The sequence below is a fragment of the Micromonospora sp. CNZ296 genome (assembly GCF_007827635.1).
Genome location: NZ_VISW01000003.1, coordinates 139,783 through 158,809, shown reverse-complemented (window position 1 = coordinate 158,809; position 19,027 = coordinate 139,783). Strand labels below are relative to the sequence as shown.

The window sequence follows — 19,027 nt, the reverse complement described above, 5'->3', positions numbered from 1 at the left end:
GGCGGAGTCGGTGACCAGCGGGGGCGTGACGTACCCGGGCTACACCCATGGCTGCCTCGCCTACGACGACCCGGCCACGCTGCGCGCGCTGGCGGTCGAGCAGGTAAGCGCCGGTCTCGCCGCCGGTGAGCAGGTATGGGTGGTCTGTCCGGAGGATCGCGCCACAGTCACCGGCTGGCTGGCCTCGGTCCCCGGGGTCGACGCCGCACGCCGGCGGGACGCGCTACGGCTGGTTCCCGTCGGCGAGGCGTACCGGCACGACGAGATCGTCGACCCCGACCGGCAGGTCCGGGCGTACGTGCGGGCCACCACCGAGGCGCTGACCGCCGGGCACACCGGCCTGCGGGTGCTGGCCGAGGCGACGAGCCTGGTCCGCACCCCCGCCCAGCGGGACGCGTTCGCCCGCTACGAGCACCGGATCGACCACTGGATGCGGCACCGGCCGATGTCGGCGGTCTGCGCCTACGACCGCCGGCGGCTGGACGACGCGGCGATCGCCGAGCTGGCCTGCCTGCACTCGGTGACGAACGCGGACGTGCTGTTCCGGCTGCACGCCGGCGACGGCGACTCGGTGGTGGCGCTGGCCGGCGAGCTGGACCCGTCCAACCACCGGGACTTCGCCGCCGCGCTGGAGCGGGCCGACCCTCGGCCGGTGGCGGGCCGGGTCGTGTTCGACGCCGCCGAGCTGCGTTTCGTCGACCACCGCAGCCTGCTGCACCTGCGCGACCACGCCCGCCGGCACGACGCCGTCGCGGTGCTGCGCACCCCGAGCCGCGCCCCGGCCCGGCTCGTCGACCTGCTCGGCCTGTCGGAGGTACGGGTGGAGGTCGTCCGATGAGGAGCGGCGCGGCCTTCGGCCATGTGGGCTACTTCCACGAGGCGTTCGTCTACGACTCCGACGAGGAGCTGCTGGCGGTGGCGCTGCCGTTCCTGCTGGACGGGATCGCGGCCGGCGAGCCGACGGCGGTGAACCTGGACGAGCGCAACGCCGAGCTGGTGCGCCGGGCGCTGCCCACCGGCGCCGAGGTCACGTTCCTGCCGGTCGGTGACGTCTACGCCCGGCCCAGCGTCGCGCTGCGTTCCTACCGGGAGCTGCTCGCGTCGTACGTGGCGGCGGGGGCGGCGCAGATCCGGATGGTCGGCGAGCTGCCGCCGGTGCTGCTCGGCGCGACCTGGGACTGGTGGGCGCGCTACGAGTCGGCGATCAACCACGCCTACGACGACTTCCCGCTCTGGGGCATCTGCGCCTACGACCGGCGGGGCACGCCCGCGCACGTGCTCGCCGACGTGGCGCGTACCCACCCGCTGGTGGCACGGACGGACGGCGGGCACGAGACGGCCGGTCTCTACACCGACCCGACGAGTTACCTGACCGAGTTCCGTCCGGCACCGGCGGACCCGGTGCAGCGGACCGCGCCGCTGGTCGAGCTGGTCGACCCGACGCCGGCCCGCGCCCGCGCGGAGGTGCGCGCCGCCGACCGTGGCCTGCTGCCGCCCGACGGCCTGGACGGCCTGGTGATCGCGGTCAGCGAGGTGGTGAGCAATGCGCTGCGCCACGGTGAGCCGCCGGTGTGCCTGCGGTTGTGGCGCGCGCCGGACCGGATCGTGGTGACCGTCCACGATCGGGGGACCGGCCCGAAGGACCCGTTCGCCGGGCTGCTGCCGGCGGGCGACGGTTCCGACGGTGGTCTGGGCCTGTGGATCAGCCACCAGAGTTGCGACCACGTGACGTACCACAGGGACGCGACCGGCTTCACCATCCGCCTGACGGCGGGGAACCCGCACTTCCCGGTCTGACCGTGCCGCCGGTCGGCGGGCAGGAGGGCGGGGCGGGGCGAGCCTCGCGCGCGGACGCGGTACCGTAGCGCCTCATCGTGCCCTGCGGGGCGGTCATCCGCCGGCCTGGCGCTGGCGAACCGACGGAGGATGGCGAATGTCCAACGGTGCCGAGCCGTTCGCACCCCACGACGACCTGTCCGGGCGGCCCCGGTTCGATCCCGCGTTGCGCGGCTACGACAAACGTCAGGTGGACCGGTACGTCGAGCAGATCGACGCCGAGGTGAGCGCGCTGACCGCCGCGCGGGACCGGGCGTACGCGCAGGTGCGCGACCTGACCGCGCAGGTGCAGCGGGTGCAGGCCGAGGCGGTGGAGCTGCGCGACCGTCCGACGGCTGTGGACCGGGCGTCCTTCCGCGACCTCGGCCCGATGGTCGACCAGATCCTGGACCTGGCCGAGAAGCAGGCCGGCCAGATCACCGACGTGGCCACCCGGCGCGCGGAGGAGGTCCAGGGGCAGGCGGAGAAGCTGCTCGCCGCCGCGCAGGAGCAGGCCGCCCGGGAGCGGCGGGAGCTGGACGAGGAGCTGTCCGCCCGCCGGGCCGAGCAGGAGCGGGTGGACGAGGAGCGGCGGGCCGCCGCGCAGGCGGAGCTGACCGCGGTGCGGGAGCTGGCGGAGAAGCTGCGCGTCGAGGGTCAGGCCGCGCACGACCGGGCCCAGCAGGAGGCGAAGCGGATCACCGAGCAGAGCGTGCAGCAGGTCGAGCAGGCGCGCTCGGCGTCCGAGGCGCTGGTGAAGGCCGCGCGGACGCAGATCCAGCAGGAGGTCCAGGCCAACCGCAGCAAGGCCCAGCAGGAGCTGGCCCAGTGGCAGGCCACGATGGCCAAGGAACTGGACGAGCGGCGGGCCGCCGCCGAGCAGGAGCTGGCCGACCGGGCCGCCGCCGCGGAGAAGGACATCGCCTCGCTGGTCGCCGAGGCGCAGCAGTACGCCACCGAGGTCCGGGAGCGGGCCGACGAGGAGACGGCGGCGCACCAGGAGCAGCTCGCCGGCGTGCAGCGGGAGATCCAGCAGCGGCAGGAGACGCTGACCGGGCTCAAGGCGGAGCTGGAGAGCGTCTCCCGGCAGCTGGAGGACACCCGCCGGGAGATCGCCACCATCGAGCGGACCGGCGCGGAGGTGGAGGAGCGGCTGGTCGGCGTACGCCGGGAGCTGGCCGCGGAGACCAAGCGGCTGGACGAGGCGCGGCGCGCCGCGGACCTGGCCGAGCAGCACGCCAAGGAGACCCGGGCCCGGGTGCAGCGGGAGGCCAAGCGGGTCGCCGACCTGGCCGCGGCGGCGGTCATGGCGGCCGCCGCGGGCGGCGGGGAGACAGCCGAGTACCCGCAGGTGGCGGCGCGCCCGCCGATCACCGTGCCGGCCGAGGTGACGCCCCGGGCCGTGGACGCTCGGATCGAGCCGGACGCGATCGAGCCGGACCGGTCGGAGCCGCCGGTCGTGGAGCCGTTCGTCGAGCGGCTGGACGGGCCGAGCTTCGACGCGTTCGCGGTCCGCACGCCGGCTCCGCGGGGTGTGCCCGAGGCGGAGACCACGGGTACGGACAACGGCGTACCGGCTACCGCCTGAGCGTTCGGCGCCGCCGGTCCGGGCCGGGCCGGCGGCGCCGCATCTTGCCCATCGACCTTGCTATATGCAAATATTTGGATCGATCTGCTGGTGCATCTCGATCTTTATTCGGGGGTTGACGGGTATGCGGAAGATTTCCTCGATCGGTGCCGCCGTCGTCCTGACCGTCGCCTCGGCGGGCGCCGTGGTGGCCGGTACGGCCGGACCGGCGAGCGCCGGGTGCAGCCACTCGCACTCCAACGTGGACGGCAAGTTCGGCCAGCTGTTCAACGCCACGAACGTCAACATCCGCACCGGCCCGCACACCACCTGCGCCTCCCTGGGCTACGGGCAGCTCAGTCACACGGTCGACTTCCACTGCTTCGCCAGCGGTGACCGGGTCACCGCGAACGGCAAGACCACCTACACGTGGACGTACCTGCGGGACGTCACCACAGGTGTCTCCGGCTGGGTCGCCGACGCGCTGCTGGACAACCTCGGCGGCAACGTCGCCTGCTGAGCGGGACCACCCGGCACGCCCACGCCGGGCAGAATGACAGGGCATGACCGGCCTGCACCCGCCCGTCGAGCCGTACGCCACCCACCGGATCCCGGTCGGTGACGGCCACGTCCTGCACGTGGAGGAGGTCGGGCGGCCGGACGGCGTACCCGTGGTGTTCCTGCACGGTGGGCCCGGCGGCGGCCTGGTGCCGGTGGCCCGCCGGTTCTTCGACCCCGACCGTCACCGGGCCGTGCTGTTCGACCAGCGCGGCGCCGGCCGCAGCACCCCGCACGGCGAGGTGCGCGCCAACACCACCTGGCATCTGGTGGCCGACCTGGAGACCATCCGGCAGCGGCTGGGCATCGACTCGTGGCTGGTGTTCGGCGGGTCGTGGGGCACCACGCTCGGCCTGGCGTACGCGCAGGCGCACCCGGATCGGGTGACCGGGCTGGTCCTGCGCGGCGTGCTGCTGCTGCGGCGCAGCGAGCGGGACTGGTTCTACCAGGGCGGGCTGCGCCACCTCCAGCCCGAGGAGTGGGAGCGGTTCGTCGCGCCGATCCCGCCCGGCGAACGCGACGACGTGCTGGCCGCGTACCACAGGCGGTTGCACGGCCCGGACGAGGCGCGGGCCCGGGAGTACGCGCGGGCCTGGGGGCGGTGGGAGGCGGTCAACTCGTCGCTGCGGCCCGACCCGGAGCTGCTCGCCCACTTCACCGCCGACGACCAGGCGCTGCCCGTGGCCCGGATCCTGTCGCACTACGCGGTGCACGGCGGCTTCCTCGCCGAGGGCCAGTTGCTCGACGGCGTGGACCGGATCCGGCACCTGCCCGCCGTGATCGTCAACGGCCGCTACGACCTGTGCTGCCCGCCGGTGTCCGCGTACGACCTGGCCCGCCGGTGGCCGGAGGCGACGCTGCGGATCGTGCCGGACGCCGGGCACTCCGCCGCCGAGCCGGGTGTGACCCGGGAGGTGCTGCGCGCGCTCGACGAGGTGACCGCGAGGGTCGGCTGACCGGGCCGGTCGGACCCCCGACAGCCCGGCGGGCGAGCCTGGTCATCCGGGGGCGCCGCTGGCAAGATCGGCCGGGTGACGGGTGCGCTGTACGCGGTCAGTGACCTCCACGTGTCGTACGCGGAGAACCGCGCCGTGGTGGACGGCCTGCGGCCGGAGACGGCGGACGACTGGCTGATCGTGGCCGGTGACGTCGGCGAGGTCTTCGCCGACGTGGAGCGGACGCTGCGGCTGCTGCGCGACCGGTTCGCGCGGGTGGTGTGGGCGCCCGGCAACCACGAGCTGTGGACCCACCCCAACGACCCGGTGACGCTGCGCGGGGTGGCCCGTTACGACGCGCTGGTCGCGATGTGCCGCGAGCTGGGCGTGCTGACCCCGGAGGACGACTACCCGGTGTGGCGGGGCGAAGGCGGGCCGGTCACCGTGGCGCCGCTGTTCCTGCTCTACGACTACTCGTTCCGCGCGCCCGGCACCACCACCAAGGAGGAGTCGCTGCGCGCGGCGTACGACGCCGGTGTGGTGTGCACCGACGAGATGATGCTGCACCCCGACCCGTACCCGGACCGGGAGTCCTGGTGCGCGGCGCGGCTGGAGGTGACGCGTCGGCGGCTGGAGGCCACCGACCCGGCGCTGCCGACAGTGCTGGTCACCCACTGGCCGCTGGTGCGGCAGCCCACCGAGGTGCTCTGGTTCCCGGAGTTCGCCCAGTGGTGCGGCACCGACCGGACGGCCGACTGGCACGTGCGCCACCGCGCCGCCGTCGCGGTCTACGGCCACCTGCACATCCCCCGCACCACGCACTACGACGGGGTGCGCTTCGAGGAGGTGTCGCTGGGCTACCCGCGCGAGTGGCGGCGCCGCGGCGGCGAGCCGGCGCCCATGAAACGGATCCTCGGATGATCGGAACGCTGCTGCCGGCCGGGGCGCTGGCCGTCGAGGCGTTCGCCGACGTGCCGGACGAGACGCCGTACCCGGGCGAGGAGGACCTGGTGGCGCGCGCGGTGGCCGCGCGCCGCCAGGAGTTCGTCACCGCCCGCCGCTGCGCGCGGGAGGCGCTGGCCCGCCTCGGGTACGCCCCGGCGCCGATCCGTCCCGGCCCCCGCCGGGAGCCGGTCTGGCCGGACGGCGTGGTGGGCAGCATCACGCACTGCACCGGCTACCGGGCGGCGGCGGTGGCCCCGGCCGGGGCGCTGGCCGGGCTCGGCATCGACGCGGAGCCGCACGAGCCGCTGCCCGACGGCGTGGCGGGGATCGTCCTCACCGCGGGTGAGCCGGAGCGGCTGGCCGCGCTGCGTGACGCCGACCCGGCGACGCACTGGGACCGGCTGCTGTTCAGCGCCAAGGAGTCGGTCTACAAGGCGTGGTACCCGCTGACCGGGCGCTGGCTCGGGTTCGAGGAGGCGGAGCTGACGTTCGACCGGGCCGGCCGGTTCACCGCCCGGATCCTGGTCGACGGCACCCGCACCGACGGCGGCCCGCCGCTGGACGTCCTGGACGGCCGCTGGCTGGTCGGCGGCGGGCTGCTGCTCACCGCCGTGGCCGTGCCGCGCCGGTCCTGACCGGCGTTACCGCGATTGTTCCGGTTTGCCCGCCCTGACCTGGGGTACGGCCGAAGGGGCCTGGACATTTCGCTGTAGGAGGACAGGTCCTGATGGAATCCAGCAAGCCCACCCAGATCGTCAAGGGTGTCGTCGAAGCCGCCGTCGAGAAGGTCGGCGACGCGCTGACTCCGGACGTGCCGGGCGCTCCCGGCAGCGCGCCGCCACCGCTGGAGGAGCCGACCACGCCGCACGGGCCGCTGCCGCCCAAGGACGAGCAGGGCGCGCCGGACACCCGGACCCCGACCGGCGCCGAGACCGGCGTGCCGAAGATCGCCAAGGGGCAGCAGGGCGCGTACCTCACCACCGCCAACGGCGCCCGGCTGCGCGACACCGACCACTCGCTGAAGGCCGGTCCGCGCGGCCCGGTCCTGCTCCAGGACCACCACCTGCGGGAGAAGATCACCCACTTCGACCACGAGCGGATCCCGGAGCGGGTGGTGCACGCCCGGGGCGCGGGCGCGCACGGCACGTTCGTCGCGTACGGCACGGCCGAGGAGGTGACCCGGGCCGGGTTCCTGAAGAAGGGTCGCGAGACGCCGGTCTTCGTCCGCTTCTCCACGGTGCTGGGCTCGCGCGGGTCGGCCGACACGGTCCGCGACACCCGCGGTTTCGCCACCAAGTTCTACACCGACGAGGGCACGTTCGACCTGGTCGCCAACAACATCCCGGTGTTCTTCATCCAGGACGCGATCAAGTTCCCGGACGTCATCCACGCCGGCAAGCCGCACCCGGACCGGGAGATCCCGCAGGCGCAGAGCGCACACGACACGTTCTGGGACTTCGTCTCGCTGCACACCGAGGCGCAGCACCACACCATCTGGAACATGTCCGACCGGGGCATCCCGCGGTCCTACCGGACCATGGAGGGCTTCGGCGTGCACACGTTCCGCATGGTCGACGAGGCCGGTGCGACGGTGCTGGTCAAGTTCCACTGGAAGCCGAAGCTGGGCGTGCACTCGCTGACCTGGGAGGAGGCGCAGCTCATCGGTGGTATCGACCCGGACTACCACCGCCGCGACCTGTACGACGCGATCGAGGCCGGCGCGTACCCGGAGTGGGAGCTGGGCATCCAGGTCTTCCCGGACACGCCCGAGGAGACGTTCGCCGGGATCGACCTGCTCGACCCGACGAAGATCGTGCCGGAGGAGCTGGCGCCGGTGCAGCCGATCGGCAAGCTCACCCTGAACAAGACGCCGCGCAACTTCTTCGCCGAGACCGAGCAGGTGGCGTTCCACGTCGGGCACCTGCCGCCCGGCATCGACGTGACGAACGACCCGCTGTTGCAGGGCCGCCTCTTCTCGTACGTGGACACGCAGCTCACCCGCCTCGGCGGGCCGAACTTCACCCAGATCCCGATCAACCGGCCGCACGCCGACGTCAACGACATGCTGCGTGACGGCTTCCACCAGCACGCGGTGCACGCGGGCGTGGCGCCGTACCGGCCGAACTCGCTCGACGGCGGCAACCCGTTCCCGGCCGGCGACCGCGAGCACGCGTTCGTGGACACGCCGGTGACTGTGGCCGAGGCGCCGAAGGTACGGGCCGCGCCGGCCTCCTTCGACGACCACTACAGCCAGGTACGCCTGTTCTGGCAGAGCATGTCGCCGGTGGAGAAGGAGCACATCATCCGGGCGTACACGTTCGAGCTGGGCAAGTGCTACCACCAGGCGATCAAGGAGCGGCAGCTCCAGTGCCTGGCGAACGTCGACCCGGTGCTGTGCGAGCAGGTGGCGATCGGTCTGGGCCTGCCCGTGCCGCAGCCCACGGTGCCGCCGGCGGAGGTGCAGCCCAGCCCGGCGCTGTCCCAGGTGGGCCGGGAGTGGCCGGCCGACGGCCGGATGGTCGGCATCGTGGTCGACGCCCAGGCCGACCTGGGCGACGTGCACGAGGTACGCCGGGAGGTGTTCGCCGCCGGCATGGTGCCGCTGCTGATCGCCGCGCACGGCGGCACCGTCGACGGGCTGCCGGTGCAGCGCACGTTCGCCACCGGCCGCTCGGTCGAGCTCGACGCGGTGCTGCTGGCCGGCGCCCCGGCCCCGGCGCCGGACGCGCTGCCGGCCCGCGACGCCAAGGCCGGCGCGCCGGGCTCCCCGACCGTCGACCCGCGGGTGCTGCTGCTGGTCGAGGAGGCGTGGCGGCACGCCAAGGTGATCGGCGCCTGGGGCGCGGGCGCCGAGGTGCTGCACCAGGCCGGTGTCACAGGCACGCCGGGCGTGGTGACCGGTGGTTCCGGCACCGAGGTGCTCGGCGAGGTGCAGCGGCTGATGGCGGCGCACCGGGTCTGGGAGAGGTTCCCGGCCTCGGTCGCCTGATCCCGAGTCGCGCGTGGGGCGGTCCCGGACGGGGCCGCCCCACGCTGTGCGTACGCCACCGCTCACCGGCCGTCACTCATCGACGGTCGTCGTTGACGCCTTAGTTAATACTCTTTAATATTTGGACCACCTCGAGGAAGACCCCCATCCGCCCCCGTCCCCCGGGAAGGCCCTCGATGCCCAGACCTCACCTCCGGCGGCGCCTCGCCGCCGGTGCGCTCGCGCTGGCCACCACCGCCGCGGCGCTCACCCTCGCCCCGACCGCCGCCGAGGCGGTGGTCCTCCCGAACAACTTCAAGAGCGTCGGCTACATGCCGTCCTGGAGCGGCAACGTCAACACCATCCAGTACGGCAAGCTCACCCACATCAACTACGCGTTCGTGCTCCCCAACGGCGACGGCAGCCTGCGCCCGGTGGAGAACCCGGGCAAGCTGTCCTCACTCGTGTCGCTCGGGCACGCCAGCAACGTCAAGGTCTCCATCGCCGTCGGCGGCTGGAACGACGGCGACGACTCCGCGTTCGAGGCGCTCGCCGCCAACTCCGGCACGCGCACCGCGTTCGTCAACAACCTGATCGCCTTCGTCAACCAGTACAACCTCGACGGCGTCGACATGGACTGGGAGTACCCCGACCCGGGCGCCTCGGCGAACAACTACACGCTGCTCATGCAGCAGCTCGGCAGCGCCCTGCACAGCCGGGGCAAGCTGCTCACCGCCGCCGTGGTCTCCGAGGGCTACTACGTCGACGGGGTGCCCACAGCCGTCTTCGGCTCGGTGGACTGGCTGAACATCATGGCGTACGACGGCGGCAGCCCGCACGCCGGCTACGACTGGTCGATCGCCAGCGTCAACAGGTGGAAGTCGCGCGGCCTGCCCGCCGCCAAGGCGGTGCTCGGCGTGCCCTTCTACAGCCGGCCCGGCTACTACACCTACTCGGCGCTGGTCGGCATGGACCCGGCCAACGCCAACCGGGACTGCACCACAGCCGGCGGCGCCCAGCAGTGCTACAACGGCGTACCGACAGTGAAGCGCAAGACGCAGTGGGCCATGGCGAACGCCGGCGGGATGATGAACTGGGAGCTGTCGCAGGACACCACCGGTTCGACCTCGCTGGTCAGCGCGATCTACGACACCGTCACCGGCGGTGGCACGCCGCCGCCGTCCGGGCGTACCGGGCCGATCACCGGCATCGGCGGCGCCTGCGTGGACGTGGCGGCCGCGAGCACCGCGAACGGCACCGCGATCCAGCTGTACGGCTGCAACGGCACCGCCGCGCAGAGCTGGACCGTCGCCGGTGACGGCACGCTGCGGGCGCTGGGCAAGTGCCTGGACGTGACGAGCGCCGGCACCGCGAACGGCACCAGGATCCAGCTCTGGGACTGCAACGGCACCGGCGCTCAGACCTGGCAGGCCCAGAGCAACGGCACGCTGCGCAACCCGGCGTCGGGCCGGTGCCTGGACGCCACCGGCAACAGCTCCGCCAACGGCACCCGGCTGCAGATCTGGGACTGCTTCGGCGGCGCCAACCAGGTCTGGCGGCTGCCGGCCTGATCGGGCTTCCCCGCCGGGCGGCCCGGCCCGGCGGGGACCGGCCTCACCAGCGGTTACGGGCCTCCTCGGCCCAGCCGACCAGGCCGTCCAGATCCACGCGCCCGCCGTCGTCGGTCGCGGCCCAGCCGGTGAAGTGCCCGAAGCACTGGTGCGTCTCCCCGGCCAGCACGAGCAGGTTGGTCCGCGCCACCCGCTCGTGGAACGGGTGGAACGTGACGTCCACCCGGTCGCCGGTGATCCGCCACGGCCGCAGCCAGTCGGTGCGGTCGTACGCCCAGGTCAGGTCGGCGCCGATCTTGTGCAGCCGCCCGTCGACGAAGACCGCGTTCTCGGTCGAGCCGGTGCCGTCGGTCCACTTGCCGCCGAGCTGGATCGCCCGGCCCGGTCCGCTGCCGGCCGCCCAGTTCCACCGCACCGCGTACCGCCACTTGCCGCGGCCGTGGTCGAGCGCCGCGTACGACCCCTCCCCCACCGGGTACGCCGTGCCGTCCACTGTGATCGTGCCGTGCACCGGCCGGCCGATGTCCTTGACCGTGTACTGGAACCGGCGGGTGCTCCACGGCACCACCACGCCGAGAGACTCGTGGCCGGGCGGCAGCGGCACGGTCAGGTCCACCTCGACACCTGGCGCGCTCGCCCGCACCGTACTACCGTCCGGGCCCTGCTCCACAGCGATGGTCAGCTTTCCGCCCCGGGCGCGGACCGCACCGGTGCCGCTGACCGGCGGCAGCACCGTGCCCCGGGCGAACGGCACCACCGCCTCCGCCGTGGTCTCCCGGCCGGTACGCCGGTCGAGCAGGTAGAGGCTCTGCACCCCGGCGTAGTCGAGCGACGACGCGACCAGGCCGAGGATGTGCGTCGGCGTGACCACGCCCCAGTGCTCCCACCGCTTGGCCCGGCCCCAGCCGCGCAGGTTCGCCCGGTGCAGCGGCCGGCGGCTCCAGCCGACCGCGTCCGGGTTCAGCCGCCCGTCCGGCCGGCACAGGTCGACCGGCTCGGTGATCTCCCGCTCATGCGTCATCGCCGCAGGCTACCGACGGCGGCACGGGCCCGGCGGGCGGCCTGGACGGCCGTCCCGCCGGGCCGTCGCGTCAGCGGCCCTGCTTGGCGCGGCAGATCTCCACCGGCACCGCCGGGGCGCCGTCGACCGGAGCCGGATCCTCAGGGGTGGGCGCGATGCCGCCGGCCGAGATCCGGTCCAGCGTGGCCAGCCCGGCCGCGTCGACCTGGCCGAACACGGTGTAGTTGGGACGCAGCGCCGAGTCGGCCTGCACCAGGAAGAACTGGCTGCCGTTGGTGTCCGGGCCGGCGTTGGCCATGGCGAGCGTGCCGCGCGCGTACAGGCGGCGTACGCCCGTCGGGTCGGTCGGCGCGGGCGGCAGGTCGGTGGGCAGCTCGTCGCGGTAGCGGTAGCCCGGGCCGCCCTCGCCCGTCCCGGACGGGTCGCCGCACTGGAGGACCGTGAGCGTCGGGTACGCGGTGAGCCGGTGGCAGGGCGTCCGGTCGTAGAAGCGCTTCCGGACCAGGTGCAGGAAGCTCTGCACGGTGCACGGCGCCTGCTCGCGGTCCAGCGTCAGCCCGATCGGCCCCTGGTTGGTGCGCAGCGTGACCCGCACGGTGCCCCGGTCCGGCGTACGGCGCGGGTCCGGCGGCAGCGGCACCGGACGGGCGGCCGGCTCGTCCGGCGTGGGCGTGTACGCGCACGGCCCCTTCGTGGGCGCCGGGTCGGCGGCGGGTGCCGCGGTCGCGGCGACACCTGCGGCGGCGACGATCGTCGCGGCGGCCACGCTCACCCCGGCGAGGCGGGCCAGCAGGGGTAATGCGGCGTGCGTTCGGGTTTCGCTCGACACGGTGGTCCTCCCTGGACTCGTGGTACCAGAACGACCGGAGTCTATGGACCGGGTCACCCGATGTCGACGCGGGCGCTCCGGCGGGTCGAAAGTCGGTTGCCGCCCCGGGGCCGCCTCCGCGAGGCTGAGCGGCATGACGTTCTGACGGATCGCATCCCCGCCCGCAGGCCCTCCGCGCCGCCTGCCGTCCGCCGTCCTCCGCGTTCTCCTCCAGAAACGAGCGTCTGTGTCCGCGTACCCCTCCGGGCGGGCCGTCGTGCCCGCCACCGTCTCCGTCTTCTCCTCCCCCGGCAGCTGGATCGAGTCCGCCGCGCTCGACCAGTGCCGTCAGGTCGCCGCCCTGGACGGCATGGCGCACGTCGCTGCCATGCCCGACCTGCACCCCGGCAAGGGCGCGCCGATCGGTGCCGCGATGTCCTCGACCGTGCTCTACCCGTTCCTCGTCGGCTCCGACATCGGGTGCGGCATCGCGGTCTTCCCGATCGCGCTGCGCCGGGTCGTACCCGAGCGGCTCGCGGCCCGGTTCCCCGACCTGGACCGGGCGCTCGACCCGGACCGGGGCGCCGACGACCCGGCCTGGTCGGTGCTCGACGGCGACGTGCCGGCCGGTCACCTCGACGGCCTCGGCACCGTCGGGCGCGGCAACCACTTCGTCGAACTGGCCCGCGTCGGGCCGATCCTCGCGGCGGAGCACGCCGCGCGGCTCGGACTGGACGCCGGTGACCTGGTGCTCGTGGTGCACTCCGGGTCGCGCGGGCTGGGCGAACGGATCCTGCGCGAGCACACCGAGACGCACGGCGCCGGTCCCGCGCCCGACCCGGACGCCTACCTGGCCCGGCACGACGCGGCAGTGCGGTGGGGGTCGCTCAACCGGCGGCTGCTGGCCGCGCGGGTCGCGTACGCGCTGGGCGCCGAACCCACCGAACCGGTCGTCGACCAGTGCCACAACCTGGTCGAGGTCCGCGACGGACGCTACCTGCACCGCAAGGGCGCGGCGCCGGGCGACGGCCGGGACGTGCTGATCGCCGGCACCCGTGGCACGCCCTCCTATCTGGTGGCGGCGCACGCCGGGCCGGACGCCGGCTACTCGGTGGCCCACGGCGCCGGGCGCAAGATGTCCCGCGCCGACGCGCTGCGCCGGGGCCGGGCCAAGCACACCGTCGAGGAACTGCGGCGCACGCCGGTCGGCTCGATCGTGGTGTGCGGCGACCGGCAACTGCTGTTCGAGGAGGCGCCCACCGCGTACAAGCGCATCGAGCAGGTCATCGGCGACCTGGTGGCGCACGACCTCGCCACACCGGTCACCACAACGGTTCCGCTGGTCACCTACAAGACGCCGGACGTGGGCCGCCGCGACGAGCGCCGGAAGGGCCGCCGGTGACCGAGCTGCTGCTGTCCGCCGGACGCGGACCGGCCGAGTGCGCGTGGGCGCTGGCCCGGCTGCTGTCCCGCCTGGAGGGCGAGGCGGTCCGGCGGGGCCTGCGTACCGAACGGGTCGAGACGGTGCCCGGCGACCGGGCCAGCACCTACCGGTCGGTGCTGGTCCGGATCACCGGCGCCGGGGCGGAGGCGTTCGCGGCCGGGTGGACCGGCACGCTCTGCTGGCAGGCGCCCAGCCCGTACCGGACGGGCCACGGCCGGAAGAACTGGTACGTCACCGCGCGGACGTGCCGGACCGACGTGGTGGTCACGCCGTTCCACGAGGCCGACGTCGAGTTCGTGCCGTGCCGCACCGGCGGGCCGGGCGGCCAGCACCGCAACAAGGCGAGCACCGCCGTCCGGGCCACGCACCGCCCGTCCGGCCGGACCGTGGTGGTGGACACCGAACGGCACCTGCACCTCAACCGCCGGATCGCGGTCGAGCTGCTGCGGCAGCGGATCGCCGCCGACGACGAGGCGGCCCGGCGCGCGGGCGTCGACGCCCGCTGGCGGGTCCACGACGAGCTCGTGCGCGGTGACCCGGTACGGGTGGAACGTCCCTGACACGGCCCGGTCCGCCGCGCGTGAGGGCCCCGGCTACCGTGGGCGCGGCGGACGGGCAGCCCGGCTCGCCGGCGTACGGCGCGCGAGGAGGACTGATGCGGCGGAGAAGGAGCGGCCACTACAGCGCGTACTCCGCCGACCCCGGGCAGGTCACCGACGGCGCCCGCGACATGGACCGCGTCCGGTGAACCCGCTCGTGCAGCGCTTCCGCGCCGTGGTCGCGATGTGGATCCTCGTCGGCTCGGGCGGGTTCCTGCTGGCCGGGTTCCTCGGCCTCGCTCTGCTGACCCAGACGGGTCCGTTCGCGGCCGCGGCGCTGCGTGGCGCCTCGACGAGCTGGCCCTGCCGGTGACCGGGATGCGCCTGCACGTGGGCTGTGCCATGTGGACGCACAAGTCCTGGTCCGGCCGCTTCCTGCCGCACCCGCTGCCCGCACACGAGCGGCTGCGCGCGTACGCCGGGTGGTGCGACGCCGTGGAGGGCAACACCACGTTCTACGCCACCCCGGCCCGGGAGACGGTGGCGTCCTGGGCCGACCAGACCGAGCCGGGCTTCCGTTTCCTGCCGAAGCTGCCGAAGGTGGTCACCCACGAGCGCCGGCTCACCGGCGGCGAGGCCGAACTGCGGGCGTTCCTGCACGCGATGGAGCCGCTCGGCCCCCGGGCCGACGCGCTCTGGATCCAGCTGCCCGGCTCGTTCGGCCCCGGCGACGTGCCCGACCTCGACCGGTTCCTGCGCACGCTGCCCACCACCCACAGGTACGCCGTCGAGGTCCGCCACCCCGCCTTCTTCACCGAGCCCGGTGCGGTACGTGCGCTGGAGGCGACGCTGCACCGGGCCGGCGCGGAGTGGATCCCGTTCGACACCACAGCGTTCTTCCGGACGCCGCCGACGAGCGACGCCGAGCGGGAGGCGTGGACGCGCAAGCCGCGCCTGCCGCTGCGTACCCGGGCGCTGACCGACCGGCCGATCGTGCGCTACCTGGGCCGCGACGACCCGGCCCGCACGGTCGAGGGCTGGCAGCCGTGGCTGGACGTGGTGACCGGCTGGCTGCGGGAGGGCCGCTCGCCGACCGTGTTCGTGCACACGCCAGACAACGCCGACGCGCCCGAGCTGGCCCGCCGCTTCCACGACCAGGTCCGCGAGCGGGTGCCCGGGCTCGCGCCGCTGCCCGAGCCGGAGCCGGTCGGCCCGGCCACGCTGTTCTGAGCGCCGGGTGGGATCACCGCCAGCCCGCTCACCCTTCCCGGCCGCCCTCGGGCGGGGGCAGGCGGTCGTCGTACGCGCCGGACCGTCCCGCGTACCGCTCCCCGCGCAGGAACGGCAGCGGGTTCGGGGTGCAGCCGTGCAGGCCGAGCGTCTGCTGCTGCATCACCGGCGCCGGACGTCCCCGCCCCGGGCAGCGCTCGTGCCCGTGACCCAGACGGTGGCCGACCTCGTGGTTGACCACGTACCGGCGGTACGCCGCGAGGTCGCTGCCGTAGGCGGGCGCGCCGCGCACCCAGCGGGCCACGTTGACCACCACCCGGTCCCCGCTACGGCAGGACGTGTACCGGTCCGGCCCGTCCCCGCACAGGTCGTCGCGCGTACCGGGAGTGGCGAGGTAGAGGGTGAAGTCGGCGGGCCCGCGGGCGCCGACGCGGCGCAGGGCGATCCGTCCGTCGGTCGTCCAGCCACCCGGGCCGGTGAGGATGCCGGTGACCTGCGCCGCGAAATCGGCCGGTGGCAGACCGGTGATGTCGCGCTCCACCGCCACCCGGTAGCGCAGCAGCCGGCCCGTACCCCCGTGGGTGGCCGGCTCGGCGGCGGCGAACCGCCACTCGTCGCCGCCGTCGGCGGGATAGCCGATCCGCGCCGGACGGGACCGGACGGGCGCCGCCGCCGACGCGGACGGCACGGCGGCGGACGGCCCGGCCGGTCCGGACGGCGCGACTGCGGGCTGATCGGCCACGGCCGGTGTGCAGCCGGCCAGCGACACCGCCAGCGCGATCACGGCGGCGCCGCCGCGTGTCCGGTCCACGGTCCTGGTCATCTCGTCTCCCCTCGGCACCCGGTCGGGGGCACGGGGATGAGGACGGGTGACCCGTCGCGGAAGTTGGTCCGGCGGGGACTCAACCTTTTCCGCGTCCCGCACGTCCCTACCGGGGTGAGAGGTGCAGAGGACCGGCATGGCCCGGGGTGACGCGGAGTTCGTCGAGTTCGCGCGGGCGTCCTCGGCGCGGCTGACGCATGCCGCGTTCCTCATGACCGGCAACCACCACCACGCCGAGGACGCCGCCCAGACCGCGCTGGTGCGCACGTACGCTTCCTGGTCCCGGATCCGCAACGGCGACCCGTACGGCTACGCCCGGTCGGTGCTGGTGAACCACCTCGTCGACACCTGGCGGCGGCCGATCCGCGAGTACCCGAGCGACGACCTGCCGGAACGGCGCGGCGGCGACATGGCCGAGGAGGTGGCGACCCGGCGGTGGCTGGTCACCGCGCTCGGCACGCTCACCGCCCGTGAACGCGCCGTCGTCGTCCTGCGCCACTACTTCGACCTGCCGGAGGCCCAGGTGGCCCGCGAACTCGACGTGTCGGTCGGCACCGTCAAGAGCACCTCGTCGCGGGCGCTGGAGAAGCTGCGTACCGCCGGTCTGTCCGCGCCGCGACCGCAGGAGACGTGCCGGTGACCGAGATGGACGAGCTGCGCCGGGTGATGCGGGCGACGGAGCGGGCCGACGGCCTGGACATCGCGGACATCATGCGCCGGGGACGCCGGCTGCGCCGCCGCCGGCGGATCGGCGCGGGGGTCGCGGCGGCGGTGGCGACGGTCGCGGTGGCCGTCGGGGTCGGCGCCGTGGCGACGCGGCCCGGCCCGCCGGACCTCCCGGCCGGGGAGCCGGTCGCCACCGCGTCCGCCGACACTCCCCCGCCCACGCCGACCGCCGCGCCGGCCCCGACCGAGGCGCCACCGCGACCGCTCGGGACGGTCGTGGACAGCGGCATCCGGTACGGCGCCGACGAGCGCGTGTTCTTCATGGTCCCGGTCGACGTGCCGCAACTGCCGCGCGTGACGATCGGCCTGGTCGCCGGCCGCCGCGCGCCGGACGGCCGCCTGACGTCGGACTTCCTGGTCAACGACGTGTCCGGCAGCGACCGCCGGCCGGGGTTCCACGAGATCGGGTACGACCAGCAGCGGGTGCCCACCGACGCGTCGATCCCCACGTTCGGCTACTTCGTCGGCCCGGCGGCCCGCATCGTCGGGACCGTCGACGGCCGGCAGGTCGAGGCGAGGCTGGTCCGCTGGAGCGAGGACCCGGAGGTGGTGATCTTCTGGTTCGACCCGACGACCCTCACCCCGGGAACCCCCCTGGACGGCATCACCGCCCGTACCGCCCAGGGCCGCCGCTTGTAGCCCGGCCCCTCTCCCCTTCTCCCGTCTCTCCCCCGGATGATCAAGGAGTTTGCGGCCCGAAACCGCCCCGGCGAGGACACAAACTCCTTGATCACCGGCGTCAGGAGGCCGAGTCACGTGGATCTTGGTACGGAGCCGCCCTCATGAGGGCGCGCTCGTACCAAGATCTACGGCCGCTCAGGGTGTGGGGAGGCCTGACGCGTCGGAGAGGAGCGGGTGGGGCGGGGACCGGTCGTCGCCGGTGATCATGCGCTTTCTGCCCGGTCAGACGGGGCATTTACGACATCGACAGGGCCGCAAGTGCAAGATCACGGGGAGCGGGTGGGGGGCGGGAGGGCGGGGGCGGGGCGGGGGGTGGGGCGGGTGGGTGTGAGGATCGGGGGCATGCGTGCGGTGGTGTTCGAGCAGTTCGGGGGACGGCCGGAGGTCCGGGAGGTGGACGACCCGGTGCCGGCGCCGGACGGGGTGGTCGTCCGGGTCGGCGCGACCGGCCTGTGCCGCAGCGACTGGCACGGCTGGCAGGGCCACGACCCGGACATCCGCCTGCCGCACGTGCCGGGGCACGAGTTCGCCGGTGTCGTCGTGGCCACCGGCGCGGACGTACGCGGCTGGCGGCCCGGCGACCGGGTGACAGCGCCGTTCGTCTGCGCGTGCGGGCGGTGCCCGTCCTGCCTGGCCGGCGACCAGCAGGTCTGCGAGCGGCAGACCCAGCCGGGCTTCACCGGGTGGGGCTCGTTCGCCGACCTGGTCGCGGTACGGCACGCCGACGTCAACCTGGTCCGGCTGCCGGACGAGCTGGACGAGGCGGCCGCTGCCGCGCTCGGCTGCCGGTTCGCCACCGCGTTCCGGGCCGTCGTCGCGCAGGGCCGGGTCGCGGCGGGCGAGTGGATGGCCGTGCACGGCTGCGGCGGCGTCGGCCTGTCCGCGGTCATGGTGGCGACGGCGAGCGGGGCGCGGGTGGTGGCGGTGGACGTGTCGTCCGGCGCGCTGGAGCTGGCCCGCCGCAGCGGCGCCGCGGTCTGCGTGGACGCGAGCGCGCTCGGCGGTCCCGCCGAGGTGGCCGCCGCGATCCGGGAGGCCACCGGCGGGGGCGCCCACCTGTCGCTGGACGCGCTCGGCAGTCACGCCACCTGCGTCGCGTCGATCGAGGGCCTGCGCCGGCGCGGCCGGCACGTGCAGGTCGGGCTGCTGCCCGCCGCGCAGGGCCGGCCCGCGCTGCCGATGGACCTGGTGATCGCGTACGAGCTGGAGCTGCGCGGCAGCCACGGCATGCCGGCGCACGCGTACCCGGAGATGCTGCGGCTGGTCACCGCCGGGGTGCTGCGCCCGGCCGAGCTGGTCACCCGCACCATCGACCTCGACGCCGCGCCTGACGCGCTGGCCACGATGGACCGGCCGGCCACCGCCGGGATGTGCCTGATCCGGCCCTGAGACGGGC

The 19,027-nt window shown here is 74.5% G+C and carries 19 protein-coding genes; 16 read left to right on the top strand and 3 right to left on the bottom strand.

Going from position 1 to position 19,027, the window contains the following annotated elements; all coding sequences use genetic code 11:
- Window positions 1–10: 10 nt before the first annotated feature.
- The 9 genes from FB455_RS06260 to FB455_RS06220 all read left to right on the top strand — a co-directional run bounded on the left by FB455_RS06260 (window position 11) and on the right by FB455_RS06220 (window position 10,359).
- Window positions 11–838, top strand: coding sequence for an MEDS domain-containing protein (locus FB455_RS06260; RefSeq protein WP_013285229.1), 828 nt, complete (start codon window positions 11–13; stop codon window positions 836–838).
- Window positions 835–1,797, top strand: coding sequence for an anti-sigma factor RsbA family regulatory protein (locus tag FB455_RS06255; protein ID WP_030274823.1), 963 nt, complete (start codon window positions 835–837; stop codon window positions 1,795–1,797). Before FB455_RS06260 ends, FB455_RS06255 begins: the two co-directional genes overlap by 4 nt.
- Window positions 1,798–1,933: 136 nt before the next feature.
- Window positions 1,934–3,403, top strand: coding sequence for a coiled-coil domain-containing protein (locus FB455_RS06250; protein ID WP_013285227.1), 1,470 nt, complete (start codon window positions 1,934–1,936; stop codon window positions 3,401–3,403).
- 124 nt (window positions 3,404–3,527) lie between these two features.
- Window positions 3,528–3,902, top strand: a complete 375-nt coding sequence (locus FB455_RS06245) for an SH3 domain-containing protein (RefSeq protein ID WP_013285226.1) — start codon at window positions 3,528–3,530, stop codon at window positions 3,900–3,902.
- Window positions 3,903–3,945: 43 nt separating this feature from the next.
- Complete coding sequence (pip, locus tag FB455_RS06240) at window positions 3,946–4,896, top strand: prolyl aminopeptidase (protein WP_013285225.1); 951 nt, start codon at window positions 3,946–3,948, stop codon at window positions 4,894–4,896.
- Between the two features lie 75 nt (window positions 4,897–4,971).
- A complete protein-coding gene (locus FB455_RS06235) occupies window positions 4,972–5,796 on the top strand; it encodes a metallophosphoesterase family protein (RefSeq protein WP_013285224.1) in 825 nt (274 codons plus the stop codon).
- Window positions 5,793–6,455: a 4'-phosphopantetheinyl transferase family protein gene (locus FB455_RS06230; protein WP_013285223.1), complete on the top strand. Its 663-nt coding sequence runs from the start codon at window positions 5,793–5,795 to the stop codon at window positions 6,453–6,455. Before FB455_RS06235 ends, FB455_RS06230 begins: the two co-directional genes overlap by 4 nt.
- A gap of 92 nt (window positions 6,456–6,547) precedes the next feature.
- Entirely contained in the window at window positions 6,548–8,809 is a 2,262-nt protein-coding gene (locus FB455_RS06225) for a catalase (RefSeq protein WP_013285222.1), read from the top strand.
- A 176-nt stretch (window positions 8,810–8,985) separates the two neighbouring features.
- Entirely contained in the window at window positions 8,986–10,359 is a 1,374-nt protein-coding gene (locus tag FB455_RS06220; RefSeq protein WP_030274826.1) for a glycosyl hydrolase family 18 protein, read from the top strand.
- A gap of 43 nt (window positions 10,360–10,402) precedes the next feature.
- On the opposite strand, the gene FB455_RS06215 is transcribed toward FB455_RS06220, so the two are convergent.
- Together FB455_RS06215 and FB455_RS06210 are read right to left on the bottom strand one after the other, a co-directional pair.
- Entirely contained in the window at window positions 10,403–11,380 is a 978-nt protein-coding gene (locus FB455_RS06215; RefSeq protein WP_030274828.1) for a DUF2804 domain-containing protein, read from the bottom strand.
- 70 nt (window positions 11,381–11,450) lie between these two features.
- On the bottom strand, window positions 11,451–12,209 hold the full coding sequence (locus tag FB455_RS06210) for a peptidylprolyl isomerase (RefSeq protein ID WP_013474698.1): 759 nt from the start codon (window positions 12,207–12,209) through the stop codon (window positions 11,451–11,453).
- A 226-nt stretch (window positions 12,210–12,435) separates the two neighbouring features.
- Here FB455_RS06210 and FB455_RS06205 point away from each other — a divergent pair, with 226 nt between their 5' ends.
- The 4 genes from FB455_RS06205 to FB455_RS06195 all read left to right on the top strand — a co-directional run bounded on the left by FB455_RS06205 (window position 12,436) and on the right by FB455_RS06195 (window position 15,401).
- On the top strand, window positions 12,436–13,590 hold the full coding sequence (locus FB455_RS06205) for an RNA ligase RtcB family protein (RefSeq protein WP_030274831.1): 1,155 nt from the start codon (window positions 12,436–12,438) through the stop codon (window positions 13,588–13,590).
- Window positions 13,587–14,192: a peptide chain release factor H gene (gene prfH / locus FB455_RS06200; protein ID WP_030274834.1), complete on the top strand. Its 606-nt coding sequence runs from the start codon at window positions 13,587–13,589 to the stop codon at window positions 14,190–14,192. The genes FB455_RS06205 and prfH overlap by 4 nt, the downstream gene beginning before the upstream one ends.
- Before the next feature lie 184 nt (window positions 14,193–14,376).
- A complete protein-coding gene (locus FB455_RS34215) occupies window positions 14,377–14,544 on the top strand; it encodes a hypothetical protein (protein WP_013474695.1) in 168 nt (55 codons plus the stop codon).
- A 29-nt stretch (window positions 14,545–14,573) separates the two neighbouring features.
- On the top strand, window positions 14,574–15,401 hold the full coding sequence (locus FB455_RS06195) for a DUF72 domain-containing protein (RefSeq protein WP_198039697.1): 828 nt from the start codon (window positions 14,574–14,576) through the stop codon (window positions 15,399–15,401).
- A 28-nt stretch (window positions 15,402–15,429) separates the two neighbouring features.
- On the opposite strand, the gene FB455_RS06190 is transcribed toward FB455_RS06195, so the two are convergent.
- Window positions 15,430–16,224, bottom strand: a complete 795-nt coding sequence (locus tag FB455_RS06190) for a DUF3152 domain-containing protein (protein ID WP_030274838.1) — start codon at window positions 16,222–16,224, stop codon at window positions 15,430–15,432.
- A gap of 136 nt (window positions 16,225–16,360) precedes the next feature.
- Here FB455_RS06190 and FB455_RS06185 point away from each other — a divergent pair, with 136 nt between their 5' ends.
- The 3 genes from FB455_RS06185 (at window position 16,361) to FB455_RS06175 (ending at window position 19,020) form a co-directional block, all read left to right on the top strand.
- On the top strand, window positions 16,361–16,864 hold the full coding sequence (locus tag FB455_RS06185; RefSeq protein WP_013285212.1) for a SigE family RNA polymerase sigma factor: 504 nt from the start codon (window positions 16,361–16,363) through the stop codon (window positions 16,862–16,864).
- Window positions 16,865–16,869: 5 nt separating this feature from the next.
- On the top strand, window positions 16,870–17,589 hold the full coding sequence (locus FB455_RS06180; protein WP_357087242.1) for a hypothetical protein: 720 nt from the start codon (window positions 16,870–16,872) through the stop codon (window positions 17,587–17,589).
- Between the two features lie 384 nt (window positions 17,590–17,973).
- On the top strand, window positions 17,974–19,020 hold the full coding sequence (locus tag FB455_RS06175) for a zinc-dependent alcohol dehydrogenase family protein (protein ID WP_145752613.1): 1,047 nt from the start codon (window positions 17,974–17,976) through the stop codon (window positions 19,018–19,020).
- The last annotated feature ends 7 nt before the right edge of the window (window positions 19,021–19,027 follow it).